The sequence below is a fragment of the Aeromonas sp. S5(2024) genome, assembly GCF_041403025.1.
GTDB classification, from domain to species: Bacteria; Pseudomonadota; Gammaproteobacteria; order Enterobacterales; family Aeromonadaceae; genus Aeromonas; species Aeromonas hydrophila.
Map to the genome: position 1 here is coordinate 137494 of NZ_JBGLRI010000006.1, position 16539 is coordinate 154032.

The 16539-nt window shown below is 62.3% G+C and carries 14 protein-coding genes; 7 read left to right on the forward strand and 7 right to left on the reverse strand.

The features are described 5' to 3' along the window. Positions 1 to 44: 44 nt before the first annotated feature. From ACB032_RS13765 to slyA, 3 genes are read right to left on the reverse strand one after another with little or no spacing between them, the layout of a single operon-like run. Positions 45 to 1073, reverse strand: coding sequence for a DUF2955 domain-containing protein (locus ACB032_RS13765; protein ID WP_011705154.1), 1029 nt, complete (start codon positions 1071 to 1073; stop codon positions 45 to 47). A gap of 10 nt (positions 1074 to 1083) precedes the next feature. Further along, the gene (locus ACB032_RS13770) at positions 1084 to 2139 is read right to left on the reverse strand and encodes an HlyD family secretion protein (protein ID WP_371138113.1); all 1056 of its coding nucleotides are present in this window, start codon (positions 2137 to 2139) and stop codon (positions 1084 to 1086) included. Between the two features lies 1 nt (position 2140). Then, positions 2141 to 2614 (reverse strand): transcriptional regulator SlyA, encoded by a 474-nt coding sequence (gene slyA, locus ACB032_RS13775; RefSeq protein ID WP_010634735.1) that lies wholly within the window; start codon positions 2612 to 2614, stop codon positions 2141 to 2143. Positions 2615 to 3670: 1056 nt separating this feature from the next. Between slyA and ACB032_RS13780 the strand changes: the two genes are divergently transcribed. The 5 genes from ACB032_RS13780 (at position 3671) to ACB032_RS13800 (ending at position 9695) form a co-directional block, all read left to right on the forward strand. Continuing rightward, positions 3671 to 4978, forward strand: a complete 1308-nt coding sequence (locus ACB032_RS13780) for a 2-hydroxycarboxylate transporter family protein (protein WP_039213362.1) — start codon at positions 3671 to 3673, stop codon at positions 4976 to 4978. Positions 4979 to 4989: 11 nt separating this feature from the next. After that, positions 4990 to 6540 carry an NAD-dependent malic enzyme gene (locus ACB032_RS13785; RefSeq protein WP_371138114.1) on the forward strand — a complete coding sequence of 517 codons (1551 nt, stop codon included), beginning with the start codon at positions 4990 to 4992 and terminating at the stop codon, positions 6538 to 6540. A 17-nt stretch (positions 6541 to 6557) separates the two neighbouring features. Further along, positions 6558 to 8126 carry a sensor histidine kinase gene (locus tag ACB032_RS13790; protein ID WP_042065405.1) on the forward strand — a complete coding sequence of 523 codons (1569 nt, stop codon included), beginning with the start codon at positions 6558 to 6560 and terminating at the stop codon, positions 8124 to 8126. Between the two features lie 3 nt (positions 8127 to 8129). Further along, on the forward strand, positions 8130 to 8822 hold the full coding sequence (locus tag ACB032_RS13795; RefSeq protein WP_011705161.1) for a response regulator: 693 nt from the start codon (positions 8130 to 8132) through the stop codon (positions 8820 to 8822). Positions 8823 to 9134: 312 nt separating this feature from the next. Then, positions 9135 to 9695: a hypothetical protein gene (locus ACB032_RS13800; protein ID WP_124252991.1), complete on the forward strand. Its 561-nt coding sequence runs from the start codon at positions 9135 to 9137 to the stop codon at positions 9693 to 9695. Positions 9696 to 9776: 81 nt separating this feature from the next. Here the strand turns inward: ACB032_RS13800 and ACB032_RS13805 are convergent, their stop codons facing one another. The 3 genes from ACB032_RS13805 to ACB032_RS13815 form a co-directional block, all read right to left on the reverse strand. After that, positions 9777 to 10193, reverse strand: coding sequence for a hypothetical protein (locus ACB032_RS13805; RefSeq protein WP_371138115.1), 417 nt, complete (start codon positions 10191 to 10193; stop codon positions 9777 to 9779). A 118-nt stretch (positions 10194 to 10311) separates the two neighbouring features. Then, positions 10312 to 11073, reverse strand: a complete 762-nt coding sequence (locus ACB032_RS13810) for a hypothetical protein (RefSeq protein WP_371138116.1) — start codon at positions 11071 to 11073, stop codon at positions 10312 to 10314. 133 nt (positions 11074 to 11206) lie between these two features. Beyond that, positions 11207 to 12106: a DMT family transporter gene (locus tag ACB032_RS13815; RefSeq protein WP_219254606.1), complete on the reverse strand. Its 900-nt coding sequence runs from the start codon at positions 12104 to 12106 to the stop codon at positions 11207 to 11209. A 103-nt stretch (positions 12107 to 12209) separates the two neighbouring features. Here ACB032_RS13815 and ACB032_RS13820 point away from each other — a divergent pair, with 103 nt between their 5' ends. Further along, complete coding sequence (locus ACB032_RS13820; protein WP_254200820.1) at positions 12210 to 13016, forward strand: helix-turn-helix transcriptional regulator; 807 nt, start codon at positions 12210 to 12212, stop codon at positions 13014 to 13016. A 60-nt stretch (positions 13017 to 13076) separates the two neighbouring features. Here the strand turns inward: ACB032_RS13820 and ACB032_RS13825 are convergent, their stop codons facing one another. Next, positions 13077 to 14594, reverse strand: a complete 1518-nt coding sequence (locus ACB032_RS13825; protein ID WP_077096213.1) for an aldehyde dehydrogenase family protein — start codon at positions 14592 to 14594, stop codon at positions 13077 to 13079. A gap of 236 nt (positions 14595 to 14830) precedes the next feature. Here ACB032_RS13825 and ACB032_RS13830 point away from each other — a divergent pair, with 236 nt between their 5' ends. After that, on the forward strand, positions 14831 to 16507 hold the full coding sequence (locus ACB032_RS13830) for a sigma-54-dependent Fis family transcriptional regulator (RefSeq protein ID WP_371138117.1): 1677 nt from the start codon (positions 14831 to 14833) through the stop codon (positions 16505 to 16507). Positions 16508 to 16539: the final 32 nt, after the last annotated feature.

Sequence of the window (16539 nt, forward strand, 5' to 3'; positions counted from 1 at the left end):
TAGCGGGGCGAAAGGCAGCACATCCTTGAGCTAACAACAGGGGGTCAATAACCGAACCGAGTGGCCTCGAAGCGGTTAAGCAGTCGGTGGATGAGGTAACAGGCCAGCAGGGTGGCGACGATGGCAAACAAGATGCTGCTGACCCGGTAGAGGGCGCTGAACACCAGATCGTTGCCCGGCGTCAGGTATTGGCCGAACAGGATGCCGAGGGTGGTGAGGGCGCCGAAGCCGACCCCGGAACCGCTCGCCTCCTTCACGTGGGCATGGCTGAACAGCATGGCGCCGAGCCAGAGCATGGGGGCGACCAGCAACAGCAGTCCCGACCAGTCGTAGAGCACCAGCTGGCTGACCAGGCCGAAGCTCACCCCGAGCAGGGTGCCCATGGCCCGTTTGCGGGCATAGCTCAGGGCGCCGTCCCAATGCATGGGGAAGAGCACCAGCAGGGTCGTGGCCTGGGCCGACATGGAGTCCCGCAGATCGAAGATCTGGAACACCATGAAGGAGAGGGTGGCGATGCTGGCGCCAAGCAGCGCCTCGTGCCGCATCCGGTGCGGTGCCTTGGGGGAGGGGGCCGGTTTGGGGCGCTCCTCCACGTCCGGGATCAGCGCCGTCATCAGGTAGGCGATGAGCACCGACAGCACGCTGGCCCACAGGTTGCTGAAGATGAGGTCGTTGAGATCGGTCTGCGGGTAACTGGCAAAGTGCAGCATGATGCTGAGACTCAACACCCCGTTGGCACCGAACAGGAACAGGCTGCCCCGCGACATGGCGGCGAAGCGGTAGAGAAACAGCAGGAAGGCGATGGGAACCATCAGGCCGGGATGGCCGCCAAACAGCCCCCCCAGCAGCCCCACTTCCAGCCCGCAGACCACGGCGGCGGCGATCAGCTGGCGGGCGGCATGGCCGTTCATCACCGGCACCATGCCCAGCAGCAGCACCGGCGTGACGGTGTAGAAGACGCCGTAGTTCCAGCCAAACAGCTTGCAGAGCAGAAAGCCGGTGGTGCTGCCAAAGGCGATGCGCAGGCATTGGCGCAGTTCGTTGGCGGTGAGGGGCCTGTGCCACAAAGTCATTGCCGTCACCTTAGTAGATGTAGTGCAGCAGGCTGAGCAGGCGGATCTGGGCGCGGGCCAGCAGTCCGGTCAGGGCGTTGTCGGGCAGCAGTTGCACGGTGGCGCGGGCACCGGCCGGCAGATGGGCGGGCAGTTGCTCCAGCGCCAGGTGCAGGCGCAGACGCTGGGCATCGCGCACCCAGCGATCCGACTCGGTAGGGCTGGCTAGGAGGCCGTTGGCATCGAACTGGCCGGCGCTGACCCCGGCATCCAGGCTGGTGACCCGGGCGGGGTAGAGACGGCCCGGCTCGCCATCGAAGGCGACCAGTGCCTGGCTGTCCTGATTGACGTGGCGCAGGCTCTTCTCGCGAAAATCGGCGATCACGTCCACCTGCTCGGAGACCAGTGCCAGCAGCGGTGCACCCGCCGCGGCAAAGCTGCCCGGTTTGAGCTGCAGGTTGGTGATGATGCCGTCCTGGCTGGCGTGGACCCGGCTGTAGGCGAGGTTGAGCTCGGCCTGGGCGAGGTGGTTGCGGGCCTGGCGCAGCAGCAGGTTGTCATCGCCGGGCAGACCACGGTTGACCCTGGCCTGGGTCATGCGGGCCTTGCTGGCCAGCAGGTTGGCCTGGGCGGTGCGAAACGCGCTGTCGGCGTCATCCTTCTGCTGCTCGGAGACCATGTGGCGGCGATAGAGGGCGTCGATGCGTTCGGCCTCCCGCAGCTTGAGGGCAGCCTGGGTCTGCAGCGAACTGAAGTCGGCGCTGGCGGCATTGAGGGTGGCATCGAGCTGGCGATTCTGCTGCTCGGCCTGGGCCAGGGCGAGACGAGCCTGCTCCACCGCCAGCTCAAAGGGAGCGGGATCGAGCACGAACAGCAGGTCGCCCTGCTTGACGTGCTGGTTGTTGCCGACGGCCACCTCGACCACCTTGCCGCTGACCTGGGGCGCCATCTTGGTCACGACGCGGGTCGCCATGGCTTGCGGGGTGAGCGGCATCTTGAGGTCGGCCAGCAGGAAGTAGGCAAAGACCAGTACGAAGGCGCCCATGGCCCATTTTATCCAGCGCTTGAATTGTTGATCCGGGGTCATTTCACTCTCTCTCTTCACTCTGTGCACCTATCTTGCCGAGGGCATTGGCGCAGATGCGGTGCACGATATCTTCAAACTGTTCCAGCTCCCGCTGGCTGATGCCGGCGAGCAACTCCCGGCGTATCTCCATGATGCGATCTTCAATCTGGTCGAGCAGTGCCTTGCCGGCCGGGGTCAGGGTGACGATGCGGGCCCGCTTGTCCTGACTGCAGCAGTGGCGCTCCACCAGCCCCTGCTCTTCCAGCTGGCCCAGGGTGCGCATCAGGGAGGGCAGTTCGATCTCCAGCGCTTCGGCCAGGGTCTTCTGGCTGAGGTGGCCACCGAGCCGGCTCAGCTTCCACAGCGCCGTCCAGCGGGGATGGGTGAGGCCTAGGGGGGCCAGTTCGAGATCGGCCACGGTGCGCCACAGCCGATGCAGTCGGCCGACCCGTTCGGCGAGGGACAGCTCGCGCAGCATTTCCAGATCCTTCATCATGAGGCTCTCCATTTACTTAGCTTGCTAAGCATTGTAGTTGTTTAGCAGGCTAAGTAAATAGTGTGATCGCGATCTTGTTTATGAAAATTGGAGGTAGGCTTCTTGTGGAGCTTGCTTGCTAGGCTTGAGCACCCCGCCGGCAGCAACCCGTGTCTGCCGCGAGACTATTTGGGTGAACCATTCCCGCCATGGGCCGGTGAAATAATCAAATCATGTCACCGATTGTGCTGAAAATAGCCTTGGAATAGCCATGGCCGAGAATGTTGGCAGCAGAAAAATATTATCTGCATTCGGCAGACTGTTTTTTATCCACTAATATTGATGGGTTAGCTAAACAGGGAGACGATAGCTGTGGAACGATATGAATCGGGTGACTCCCATTTTTCCATCGAGAGTCTGTTGCTGGAGGTGGAATATGTTGCCGATGGCCATTATGGGCTCAGCCTGGAAAGTACCGAAACCTGTCATGAATTTGACCCTGCCAATATTCCACTGTTATTAGCCGAATAGTTTTTCGGTTGGTGTCATGAGGCCGTCATCATCATTTGACGGTCTGTTGCAGGGCCTGCTCGTATCGGCTCAAACGCGCCCCTGAGGCAGGCACCGCCTGCCATGGGCAGATCATCTTTGCGGACCTCGACGTGATCGCACGCCCACAATCTTCCAGTTGTCTCTTCCGGTCTGCGGCGGTTTGTCCGATTGGGATTTGCCGATCTTGAGATCGCCACTCAATCCTTGCCGGTGATCAGTCGAAATAGCATGGAGCGGGGCAAGTATGGTTTCCCATTATTGAGATGCATTGCCGTCCATTATTTAATCGTTATTTGATAATGGCCCCATCAAGAGCCTGTTGGCATTGAGGGATGAGTGTCCACCGGTTTGATTGGCACGGCACGATAGTGCGTCTTAATAATGCCAATAACAGGCCGGGCGGCATCCTCTGCCAGCCATAACGTTTAAGAATTTAATGTTTTTATATGCCTTTGCAGACAGGCTAACCGACAGGGGGGAGAGAGATGGCTAGAGTGGCGCCACACCACACGCTGGAGCATAACAATGAAAAACCTCTCTACCCCACAGACCCGGATCGCGCTGTTTGGCGACCGACAGATTGCCGGCATGCCCATGATGATCTTCCTCGGGCTTGCCACCTGCGTACTCTTCTCGGGCTGGAACGGCTCTCTGCCACTCGGCATGGTCGGTGCGCTGGCCTTGATGTTCGTGCTCGGCACCCTGCTGACCGAGCTGGGGGAGCGCATCACCCCCATCCGTGAATACCTGGGCGGCGGCACCATACTCGCCATCTTCGGCGGCGCCGCCCTGTTTGAATACCGGATCCTGCCCGTCGAGGCGGGTCAGGTGATCATCGGCTTCATGAAGGAGGGGGGCTTTCTCAACTTCTTCATCGCCAGCCTGGTGACCGGCTCGGTGTTCGGCATGAGCGGCGCCCTGCTGAAGAACGCCGCCATGCGCTACCTGCCGGTGATCCTGGGGGGCGTCGCGCTGGCGCTGCTCAGCGTCGGTCTGGTGGGTGCCCTGATGGGGTATGGCTTCAAGAATGCAGTGCTGCTGATCGGTCTGCCCATCATGGGGGGCGGCATGGGGGCCGGCGCCGTACCGCTGGTGGAGATCCTCTCCGGGCCGCTGCAGATGTCGAGCGCCGATCTGCTGTCGCGCATGGTGCCGGCGGTGGTGATCGCCAACACCCTGGCCATCCTGGTGGGGACCTTGCTGGCTCGCCTCGGTCGCCGCTACCCCTCCCTGACCGGCAACGGCAAGCTGATGATAAAAGAGAGTGCCGCTGGCGTGGCCGAAGAGAAGGTGCAAGCGCCGACACTGGAGAGCCTTGGCCTTGGGCTCTTCATCAGCTCCAGCATGTTCGTGCTGGGCTCATTGCTCGGCAACTTTATCCCCATGCATCCTTTCGCCCTGATGATCCTGGCGGTGGCCGTCATCAAGGTGAGCGGCCTGCTGCCCCGCCGTTACGAGCAGGCGGCGGCCGACTGGTACCAGTTCGTGGTCAGCAACCTGACTCCCTCCCTGTTGGTGGGGATCGGTGTCGCCTACACCAGCATTCCCGAGCTCATCAGCGCCTTCTCGGTCAGCTACTTCGTGCTGGTACTGGTGACTGTGGTCGGCGGTGCCCTGGGGGCGGCGCTGGTGGGCCGAATGATCGGTTTTTACCCCATCGAGGCGGCCATCACTGGCGGTCTGTGCATGGCCAACATGGGGGGCACCGGCGACGTGGCCGTGCTCTCGGCGGCCCAGCGCATGACCCTGATGCCGTTTGCCCAGATCTCATCTCGTCTCGGGGGCGCCGTCATGCTGATCCTGGCCACCCTGCTCATTTCGCTGCTGGCATAAGGAACAAGATAATGAACGACATCATGATGGGCACCAGCCTGCCCTATGCCGAACGCAAGCGACAGGGGCTGATGGGGCGCATGCCCCACAAGGAGGAGTCGCTGGCCCAGCAGCGGCGCCGCATCTACCGGCTGGTTTCGGCCATGCAGAGCCCGTTTGATCAGCACCTGCTGCTGCGCCAGCTGCAGGAGGACAACCCGGTGCTGTTCTACGAGCTGGTGCGCCACCATCTGCCCGAGCTGTTACCCATCATCTACACCCCGGTGGTGGGGGAGGCGTGCCAGCGCCACAGCGACCTTTATCTGCGCAGCCACGGCCTCTACCTCTCCTGGCACGATCGGGACGAGCTGGATGACATCTTCGCGGCGGTGGAGCAGGAGGTGGACGTCATCGTCATCTCCGATGGCGAGCGGGTGCTGGGGCTCGGCGATCTCGGCATCGGCGGCATGGGGATCTGCATCGGCAAGCTGGCGCTCTACTCCGCCGCTGGCGGCATCAACCCGGCGCGCACCCTGCCACTGTGCGTGGACGTGGGCACCAACAACCCCGAGCTGCTGGAAGATGACTCCTACCTCGGTTGGCAGGCGCCGCGGGTGGATGGCGAGCCCTATTACCAGTTCATGGACAAGGTGGTGGCCGCCATTCGCAAGCGCTGGCCCCAGGTAGTGCTGCAGTTTGAAGACTTTGCCGGCAAGCATGCCGCCAATCTGCTGGCTCGCTACCGCGATGAGCTTTGCATGTTCAACGACGACATCCAGGGCACGGCGGCGGTGGCATCGGCTTGCGTGCTGGCGGGCCTACAGCAGGCGGGCAGTACACTGGCCGAGACCCCGGTGCTGATCGTCGGGGCCGGCTCGGCCGGCTGTGGCATTGCCTCCATGCTGGCCCAGCTGGCGGGCAGCACGGAGCGGGTGCAGTTGTTCGATCAGGATGGCCTGGTCTGCCAGGACCGCGCCGGGCTCACCCCGGCCCAGCAGCCGTTTGCCCGTCCGGCGGCGGAGGCGTGCCACTCCCTGGTCGCACTCATCGAGTGGCTGCGCCCCGGGGTGCTGATCGGGGTGAGCGGTCAGGGCGGCCTGTTCGACGAGGCGGTGCTGACGGCCATGGGGGAGGTGTGCGAGCGGCCGGTGATCCTGCCGCTCTCCAACCCCACTCGCAGCGCCGAGGCGACCCCGGCCCAGGTGTGGCAGGCGACCGGCGGGCGCGCCCTGCTCGCCACCGGCAGCCCCTTCCCGCCGGTGGCGGTGGACGGGGAGGCGCGAGTGGTCTCCCAGTGCAACAACGTCTATGTGTTCCCCGGTATCGGCCTCGGTGCCTGCGCGGTCAAGGCGCGGCGTATCAGTGACGGCATGTTGCGGGCGGCGGTGCAGGCGGTGGGCGCCTATCCGCTGGCCGAAGGGCGGCTGCTGCCCCCCATCGAGCAGGTGGGGGAGGTGGCCCGCGCCGTGGCGAGGGCGGTGGCACTCTGTGCCCGTGCCGAGGGGCTGGCCGATTTTGCCGGCGATCCCGCACCTTTGATTGACCAGACCTGGTGGCGCCCGCACTATTGGTCCGCGTCCTGATGTTGCAAGGCTAATCGATGAAACTGCGTCACCAACTGGTCACCCTCTCCCTGGGCCTGTCACTGCTCCTGATCGTCATCCTGGGCAGCCTGCTGGCGCTCTTTATCCGCCACCTGCTGGAAGTGAACCTGGAGGAGAAGGGGGGCGATCTGGCGCGGGTACTGGCGGCGGACAGCCGAGTGGTACAGGCGCTGGAGTGGGGCAGCGATCCGGGTCTGCGCGACTATGTGCAGGGGATCTGCAGCCGCACCGATGCCGCCTACATGGTGGTGACCGACGAGCACGCCCGCCGGCTGAGCCACCCCTCCCCGGAGCTGGTAGGCGGTCTGTTTCGTGGCGAGGATATCTGGCCCTCTCTCAACGAGCGCAGCAGTTACTGTTCCAAGGACGTGGGCACCCTGGGGCCGGCCATTCGCTGTTTCGCCCCGGTGATCGGGGCGGACGGGCGCGCCATCGGCGCCGTGGTGGTGGGTTATCTGATGCAGACGGTGGAGGGCATCTATCTGGATCGGATTGCCCTGCTCATCAGCGCCATCGGCGCCGTGCTGGGCTGCGGCCTGCTGCTGGCGCTCTGGATCCAGCATCGGCTGCGCCGCACCCTGCTGGATCTGGAACCGGAGACCATAGTCAACCGCTTCGTGCTGCAGGAGCTGGTGCTGGAGCACATCTCGGAGGGGGTGATCGCCCTCGACAGCCAGGGCCACATCCGCATGCTCAACAGCGCCGCCTTTTATCAGCTGCGTCTGCCCGGCACCGGTCGCCACTCCCTGCTCGGCCAGCCGCTGGCGGAGCTGTCGCCGCCGCTCGCCCCCGCCCTGACCCAGCTCGAGACCGAGCTCGGCTTCACCGTGCACGGCGAGTCGTTCATCGGGCGCTGGCAGGCGGTGGAGGGCAAGATCCCCGGTCGGCTGCTGATCTTCAGTCGCCCCGAGGTGACCGGCAGCCTCGGCATGCAGGTGACTCACCTGCGCCAGTATGCCGAGATGCTGCGGATGCAGACCCACGAGTTTGCCAACAAGCTCAGCAGCCTCTCCGGCCTGCTGCAGCTCGGCCACGTGGAGCAGGCGGTGGAGCTGATCCAGCAGGAGAGCGAGGCGTGCCAGACCATGCTGCACGATCTGCTGCGGGCCATCGAGGACAAGCCGGTGGCCGGGCTCATCCTCGGCAAGTTCAGCCGGGCCCGCGAGCTCGGGGTGGAGCTGGTGCTGGATCCCGATTCGGCGCTGGGTGAGTACCCGGCGGCGGTGTCGGCGGATCTCATCACCCTCATTGGCAACCTGCTGGACAACGGCATCCGCGCCGCCTGGGCTCGGCGCAAGCAGTGCCCGCCACGGGTGCTCATCTCCCTCAACGACTTCGGGCGCCGGTTGGTGATCGAGGTGGAGGACAGCGGCGAGGGGGTGGACGAGGCGCTGGCGGACCATCTGTTTGATTACGGCATCAGTCGCCAGACCGGCGATCACGGTGTCGGCCTGTTCCTGGTCAAGGAGACGGTGGCCAGGCGAGGGGGTGTGATAGAATGGCGCCGCACCGCCGAACAGACGACGCTGTTCGGTATCTACTTGAATAAAAACCAATTGGTGTGATCTATGGAGCCCATTTTCACTCTGGTGATCGAGGATGACGAACGGATAGGATCCATTCTGGCCGAGCTGGTCTCCTCCACCCCCGGATTTTCCCTGCTGGGTCGGGCCGAGAGCCTGACCCAGGCCGATCTCATGATGCGCGCGGCCCAGCCGCAACTGCTGTTGGTGGACATCTCGCTGCCTGACGGCTCAGGCCTGGAGTGGGTGAACCGGCTGCGTAGCCACAACCGCGAAGCCTACGTCATCATGGTGACCGCCTCCTGCGACGTGGAGACCATCCAGCAGGCCCTCAATCAGGGGGTGCAGGATTACATCATCAAACCGCTGCGACTGTTTCGCATCCAGCAGAGCCTGGACGAGATCCTCACCCTGCACCGACGCATCTGCGAGCGCGGCTCCCTCGAGCAGAGCGACCTGGACCGGCTGATGGGCAAGGTGAGGCCCCAGGGGCGCGAGGTGCGCGACACCCCCAAGGGGATCGACGCCATCACCCTGCGCCAGGTGCTGGAGCTGCTGGCGGGCGAGCCGGACAGCGCCTTCTCCACCGACACGGTGGCGCTGCGCTTGTCCCTCAGCCGCACCACGGCGCGCCGCTATCTGGAGTATCTGGAGTCGGAGGACCGGGTGGACGTGGATCTCAACTACGGCCAGCGTGGCCGGCCCGAGCGCCGCTACCACTGGCGGCGGGGCAGTTGAGCCGCACCTGTCATCATGGCTCTTCCAAAAAGCTCCGTTGAAGGCGCTTTTTGTGTCTGAATTTGCAACTCAATCCTAAACAGGGTCGTTGTTGGAACCGATTTGTTCGTCGGCCTGGCAACCTGTGGCAATACTAGGTTGCCACAGGTTGTTTTTTGCCGAGGCTAATTCACCGTGTGTCATTAAACGATGTAACTATATCAATAAGTTATCTGCATCTTTCTCATGGATAAACAGTGGCAAGGTATATGCACTATGGTCAAAGTGGCAATGAGTGCCACTGGGTTTGTCCAACCTTGAAAGGAACATCGTATGTCATCGGATGTCAGTTCAATCGGTAGCTCTTCTCTCTCTGCCTCGTACAATAACGCAGCGTCTTCCGCCAGTGCTCAACCAGCAAAACACCACCATCACCATGATCGAGAGGGTGGGGGTGATAAAATGATGGGGGATGTAAAGTCTGCATTGTCATCGCTAGGAGTGAACGTCGATACCTCTAATAGCGATACAAAGTCAGCGTTATCATCTTTCATGCACAATTTGATGGGGGCTGTACGAGGAGCCTCTGGAAAAGAAGATGGCAATGATAATGACGGCGACGAAAGTGGCCAAGCACAAGCAGTCTCTTTGCAATCGAGTAGTGGCAGTAATTCTATGAAGCAGGGGCTTGATACACTGATATCAGCATTGAGCAACGGCAACAGCTCTGACCCTGTTTTAAATACACTGCAGGATCAATTCAATTCGATTGTTGGCAGTGGTGCAGGCCAAAATGGTAACAAGGTATCACTTCAGGATTTTTTGAGTTCACTGGAAAGCAAGTTGCCTCAAGAATCCCCTGGTAGTGGATACATGGTTGATACGACGGCATAAGACCGATCATTTATGACCTTGATTGATATTGGAGGTTGCGGCCTCCAATTTTATGGATTGATTGAATTTTTCCTATTTTTCCTATATGGAATCAACAGTCTTTTTCATTATCAGCTCTTTTTTCCAAAGAGCTAAAACCACATCCATCTGGCCATTGTGCACAATCTCTTTTCCAACTGTCCTCATTACCATATCCCAAAGTTGTACTGCGCTAGGTAATTCAGTATGTTGAGCCTCATAGTGTTGAAGAACACGTATTGCTTTGACAGCATAGCTGCCACTTTGAATCGCACGCGAATAACGCCGTCTCGATATGCCTCGTACCAGGCCTTCACTGCACAACTCCAAGAATGCCCCTTTTGGACACCCCTTTAACTGAGCTGACTGGCTTGAGGGATAGTGCTCTTGTGCTGCAAGTACCCAGGCGTCACAGGGACTATATTGGTCATCTGATTTACATATCAACACTGCCTTAATTGCCACATCCCCATAACCCATCCAATCCTCCTATCAAGATGAAGGGGCCAAAGGCCCCTGGTAGTGATGTGCTGATGGCATCCTAAAATATATTATTGATGAACTGAGTTCTGGCATGAATTTATTCACATCGTATCTTTCAACCACCTTTAGGCATTCGCTGCGGCAGTGACTGATAAATGACCAGCATGATGATGCAGGCAAAAAAAACCAAACTGGTACTAGTGACACCAAATCCCAAGCCGCCATGCTTTTCAGATTGTGATAGCCAGTCACCTATTGAAGCACCAAGTGGACGAGTCAGTACATAAACGATCCAAAATGCTAACACGGTATGCATTCTGAACCAATAATGCGCGATTGCGATGACTGCGATCAGCGATCCGAAAAGCAATGTGGCATTCATATACCCCATATTCAGTCCCTCTGATACCCAGTCGCCTGCAGCTGTACCCAATGCGAAGGTTACGAGAATGGCTGCCCAGTAAAATAGTTCGCGTTTGCGGGTATCGATAGAACGGATGGACAAGGTTTTTTCTTGTGCATACCAAACCCGGAAGGTGGCCAATAGCACAACCGTAAACACACTGGTAGAGACCGCCAACGGTACTCCAACCTGGTCGGTCAGATTATCCGTCACCAAGGTGCCGAAAATACTCACGAGCACAACAGCTAGCCAATATTTCCAGGGGGCATAGCTGGTTGCTCGAACTTGTATCAAGAGTGTCGCGATGAGGAGGGCCCCCATCAGCAAGGAGGTAACCGTTAAACCCAGATGGAGATTAAAGATCAAGAAGTCTGCAGCTGTTTCCCCAACAGTCGTCGACATCATTTTGATCAACCAGAATGTCAAGGTGACCTCTGGCACTTTGTTGAGCAAGTTGACGGTGTTTGTACCCATAAAGCACCTGCTGATGGTTAAGTGTCCGTTTGTTCTTCTCGAGTCTACTCCGGTACCCTTAAGATACAGTTAAGGGAGCTTGCGCTCCCTTTTTTGTTGCCATTTGAGTGCAAAAACCGGTGCTGCCGGCCGCTCAGGCCTCTTCCAGCAGGGCCGGGCGGGCCTTCGGTTTGAACTGGGAGAGCATGACCCCCGCCAGAATGAGACCGCCCCCCAGCAGGTGGTAGTCGTGTATCGGCTCCCCCAGGCTGATGACGGCGATCAGCGCCGTGCACAGCGGCATCAGGTTCATGAACACCGAGGTGCGCTCCGCCCCCATGCAGGCGAGGCCGCGCATCCAGCAGTAGGCGGCGAAGAGGGAGGAGGCGATGCCGGCAAACAGCACCAGGCCCCAGCCTTCGGCCGGCACCGCCAGCGACTCGGCGCAGAGGGCCACCGGGACCAGCAGCAAGACCGCCAGCAGGATCTGCAGGTAGAGGTTGAGCCAGGGGCCGAACGGCAGCTGCCAGCGGCGGATCAACAGGCCATAGAGGGCGTAGCTGGCGGAGCCGAGCAGCATCAGGCCGTCGCCCTGATTGATGCCGTCGTGCAGCAGTGCCAGCGGCTGGCCCAGGCTCAGCAGCCAGAACACCCCGAACAGGGAGATACTCATGCCGAGCAGCGCCTGTTTGCCCGGCCGCTGGCCGAAGAAGAGGGCGCTCTGCAGCAGGGTCAGCAGCGGGATGAGGGAGCCGATGACCCCCATGTTGGTGGCCGAGGTGGTGTGGGCTGCGTAGTAGGCGAGGCACTGGTAGAGCACCATGCCAAGGGCCGCCAGCACCAGCAGCTTGCCGAGCCAGGGGCGGATCTCGCCACGACGGCGCCACAGCTGCGGCAGGCAGAAGGGGGTCAGCGCCAGGGCGGCGATCACCCAGCGGTAGAAGGAGATGGCCGCGGGATCCAGCACATCGGCGGCGGCCTTGGACACCACGGTATTGGTGGCCCAGATCAGCACGGCGAGCAGCGGAAACATCAGCGGGTAGAAGATACGCATCAAAGACTCCTTATTATCGAGGTAGCCAGTCTACCCTTGTCTTTCTGATATCAAGTAACGTAAAACTGACAAATCATCCCGCGCAAAGGACAATTAGCCCGCCATGGCCATACGTCACTACCATCCGACGGACCTGCATCTGCCAGAGCCCAATCCGCTCTATCTGCGTTACCAGCAGATCCAGGCTGAGAGCGCATGTGCGCCCCACAGCCATCCCTGGGGCCAGCTCAGCCTCATCAGTCTGGGGGTGATGGAGATAGTGCTGGACGATCACCGGCTGGTGGCGCCGGCCGACTACCTCATCTGGGTGCCGGCGGATCTGGAGCACGCCTCCTACAACCAGCAGGCCCTCGACTACACCTCCATCTACGTCAATCACGCTCTGGCGGCGCGGCTGCCGGCCGAGCCCAGGCTGCTGCAGATGACCCCGCTGATCCGCGCCATCCTGGCCGATTTTTGCGATCGCAAGCTGGGCCATATGGCGGATGAGTGGGACGTACGCCAGGCCGAGCTGCTGGTGGAGAAGCTGACCCGCACCCGCTGCCAGGACAGCTACCTGCCCATGAGCCAGGACAAGCTGCTGGCCCCCATGCTGGCGGCACTCTACAGCGACCCTGCTGACCCGCGCACTTTGGCCCAGTGGGCCGAGCAGCTGCACACCACCGAGCGCACCCTGGCCAGGCGCTGCGTGCGGGAACTGGGGATGAACTTCGGCCAGTGGCGGGCCCGGCTCAAGCTGCTCAAGGCGCTGGCCTGGCTCAAGGGGGAGCTGCCGGTGCAGGAGATTGGCTGGCGGCTCGGGTACGGCTCCACCTCGGCCTTCATCGCCATGTTCAACCGGGAGCTGGGTTGCTCGCCCCAGCGCTATCGCCAGCAGCTGGGCATAGGCGCCGGGCAGGCGGTGCTCTAGCAAGGAGCGCTCTGGCAATGAAAAGGGCGCCCGCAGGCGCCCTTGTTGATCATGGGGGGCTTAGAAGAAGCCGAGGGGATTGATGTCGTGGCTCACCAGCAGGTTCTTGGTGTTCTGGTAGTGGTCCAGCATCATCTTGTGGGTTTCGCGGCCGATCCCTGACTTCTTGTAGCCGCCAAAGGCCGCGTGTGCCGGGTAGGCGTGGTAGCAGTTGACCCAGACCCGGCCGGCCTGGATACCGCGACCCATGCGCCAGGCCAGGTTGCTGTCGCGGGTCCACAGGCCCGCTCCCAGCCCGTACTGGGTGTCGTTGGCAATCGCCAGCGCCTCCGCCTCGTCCTTGAAGGTGGTGACTCCGAGTGCCGGCCCGAAGATCTCCTCCTGGAACACCCGCATCTTGTTCTGACCCGAGAAGATGGTGGGCTGGATGTAGAAGCCCCCCTCCAGCCCGCTCACCCTGGCCGGGCCGCCGCCGATCAGCATCTTGGCCCCTTCGCCGCGGCCGATCTCCATGTAGCTCAGGATCTTGTCGAACTGCTCGCGCGACGCCTGCGCACCGACCTGGGTGGCGGTGTCGAGGGGGTTGCCCTGGACGATGGTGCGGGCGCGGGCCAGCACCTTGTCCATGAAGTCGTCATAGATGCTGGCCTGCACCAGGGCGCGGGAGGGGCAGGTGCACACCTCGCCCTGGTTGAAGAAGGTCATCAGCATCCCTTCCACCGCCTTGTCGATGTAGCTGCTCTCGTGCTGCATCACGTCGGCGAAGTAGATGTTGGGGGACTTGCCGCCCAGCTCCACGGTGGAGGGGATCAGCTTGTCGGCGGCGCAGCGCAGGATATGGGCGCCGACTTCAGTCGAACCGGTAAACGCCAGTTTCTGGATCCGGTCGCTGGTGGCGAGCGCCTGGCCCGCCTCGGCGCCGAAGCCGTTGACCACGTTGACCACCCCGGCAGGCAGGATGTCCTTGATGAGATCCATCATCAGCATGATGGTGACCGGGGTCTGCTCGGCGGGTTTGAGCACGCTGCAGCAGCCGGCTGCCAGCACCGGGGCCAGCTTCCAGGCCGCCATCAGCAGCGGGAAGTTCCACGGAATGATCTGGCCGACCACCCCGATGGGCTCCTTGAAGTGGTAGCTGACGGTGTTCTGATCCAGCTCGGCGGCCGAGCCCTCCTGGGCGCGGATGCAGCCGGCGAAGTAGCGGAAGTGATCCACCACCAGCGGCAGGTCGGCGGCCAGGGTCTCGCGCACCGCCTTGCCGTTCTCCCAGGTCTCGGCGATGGCGAGCACCTCGATGTTCTGTTCGATGCGATCGGCGATGCGCAGCAGCAGGTTGCTGCGCTCGGTGACGCTGGTCTTGCTCCAGCTCGCGAACGCCTTGTGGGCGGCGTCCAGTGCCAGCTCGATGTCGGCGGCGTCGGAGCGGGCCACCTCGCAGAACACCTTGCCGTCCACCGGCGAGATGTTTTCAAAGTAGCGGCCGGCGCGCGGCGCCACCCACTCACCACCGATGAAGTTGTCGTAACGGGACTTGAAGCTGACCAGGGCACCTGCCTGACCGGGAGCGGTATAAATCATCTCATCATCCTTTATGTGTGTGGTCCTGACCGGGCTGGCGGGCAACCCGGTTGCAGCTGTCTATCGCAAGGGACGTGCCAGAGGGTCTGACCAGCACAGTAAAAGTTACAAAAACGTTATCAAACGGGGTGCGGCAGCGTATCTTGGTTAACCAATGACCAGGGCGAAGGTGAGGAAACTGTGCCGATTCTGGACAGTGACCGTGACAGTCGTGCCGTTTGTGAACAGGAGGCGTGATGAGCGAATTATCTCAATCCAGTGCCAGCCCGATCGAGCGTTCCTGGCAGCGCTGCCTGCATCAGGGGCTGAGCCGCCGGCAGAGCGCCGAGCTGGACTTGCTGCCCCAGGGGGAGCTGTCGGCCCGTCAGGAGCAGCACAGGGTGCTGATCGCCAGCTTCCAGCGCTTCGTGTTGCCGCTGTTTGGCCAGTTGCTGGCAGGGCGCCCCTGTCGGTTGCTGCTGTGCGATGGCGAGGGCGCCATCCTGGCCGCCAGCGGTGACGACGGCTTTGCCCGCCACGCCGAGCGCATTTTTTTGCGCAGCGGTGCCCGCTGGGGGGAGGCGAGCAAGGGTACCAACGCCATCGGCACTGCGCTGGCCGAACAGAGCGAGGTACAGGTGCTCGGCAATCAACACTTCTTCGCCCAGCACAGCTTTCTGAGCTGCAGCGCCTGCCCGCTGCTCGGGCCGGACGGTCAACTGCTCGGGGTGCTCGACATCTCCACCGATGCGGCCCATCACGATGGCGACATGCTGGGCACGGTGCGGTTGTTGGCCATGACCCTGGAAAACGCGCTGCTGGCGCGCCAGCCGGGCTGGCTGGTGGATCTCGAGCCCCAGAGTCTCTGGTCCGCCCGTCTGCTGCTGGGGGAGGAGGGTGAGCTGCTCGGGGCCAACCGGGCCGGTCGGCTCTGGCTCGGCCAGCACCCCTTCGACGGCAAGCAGCTGCTGCGGGATCGGCGCGGGCTGCGGCTGGTACCGGAGGCTCATCCCGTGGCGACCCTGCCCGGCCTGCCGGCCGATGCCGGCGGCTCGCACGGCCAGCAGGTGCCGCTCAAGATGCTGGAGCGCGGCATCTCGCTGCTCATCGAGGGGGAGACTGGGAGCGGCAAGGAGCATTTGGTGCGCGAACTGCACGGGCAGTCGAGCCGGCGGGCGCAACCGCTGGTGTGCGTCAACTGCGGCGCCCTGCCGGCGGAGCTGGTGGAGGCCGAGCTGTTTGGCTATGTCGGCGGGGCCTTCAGCGGTGCCCGCAGCCAGGGCAGCCAGGGGTATCTGCGCGCCGCCCACGGCGGCATCCTGATGCTGGACGAGATCGGCGAGCTGCCGCTGCTGGCCCAGACCCGCTTGCTGCGGGTGTTGCAGGAGCGCGCCGTCACCCCGGTCGGCAGCCACAGACCCGAGGCGGTGGATTTCTGGCTGGTCAGCGCCAGCCACCGGGATCTGGCGGCCATGGTGGCGGCCGGCACCTTTCGCGAAGATCTCTACTACCGTATCTGCGGTTGGCGCCAGCAGCTGGCGCCGCTGCGCGACTGGCCGACCCGCGAGCGGCAGGCGCTGCTCCAGCGGCTGCTGGCCGAGATGGATCCTGCCCTGCGCCTGACCGATGAGGCCGAGCGCCAACTGCTGGCCCACCCGCTGCCCGGCAACGTGCGCCAGCTCAAGCAGGCGCTAGAAGTGGCCTGCGTGCTGGCGGAAGGGCTGGGCTGGATTGAGCCTGCCCACCTGCATCTGCCGACCGTGGCGGTGGCGCCGGCCGCCACCACGGCGCTGGCGGGCAGCACATTGCGCGAGCAGAACCGGCAACGGGTGCAGCAGACCCTGACAGAGTGCGATGGCAATGTGAGCGAGGCGGCGCGCCGGCTCGGTATCAGCCGCACTACCCTCTATCGGGCGCTGCGGGAGGCAGGCTGAGGGGTTTGTTACCCGAGCTTTTTCGTGGTTAA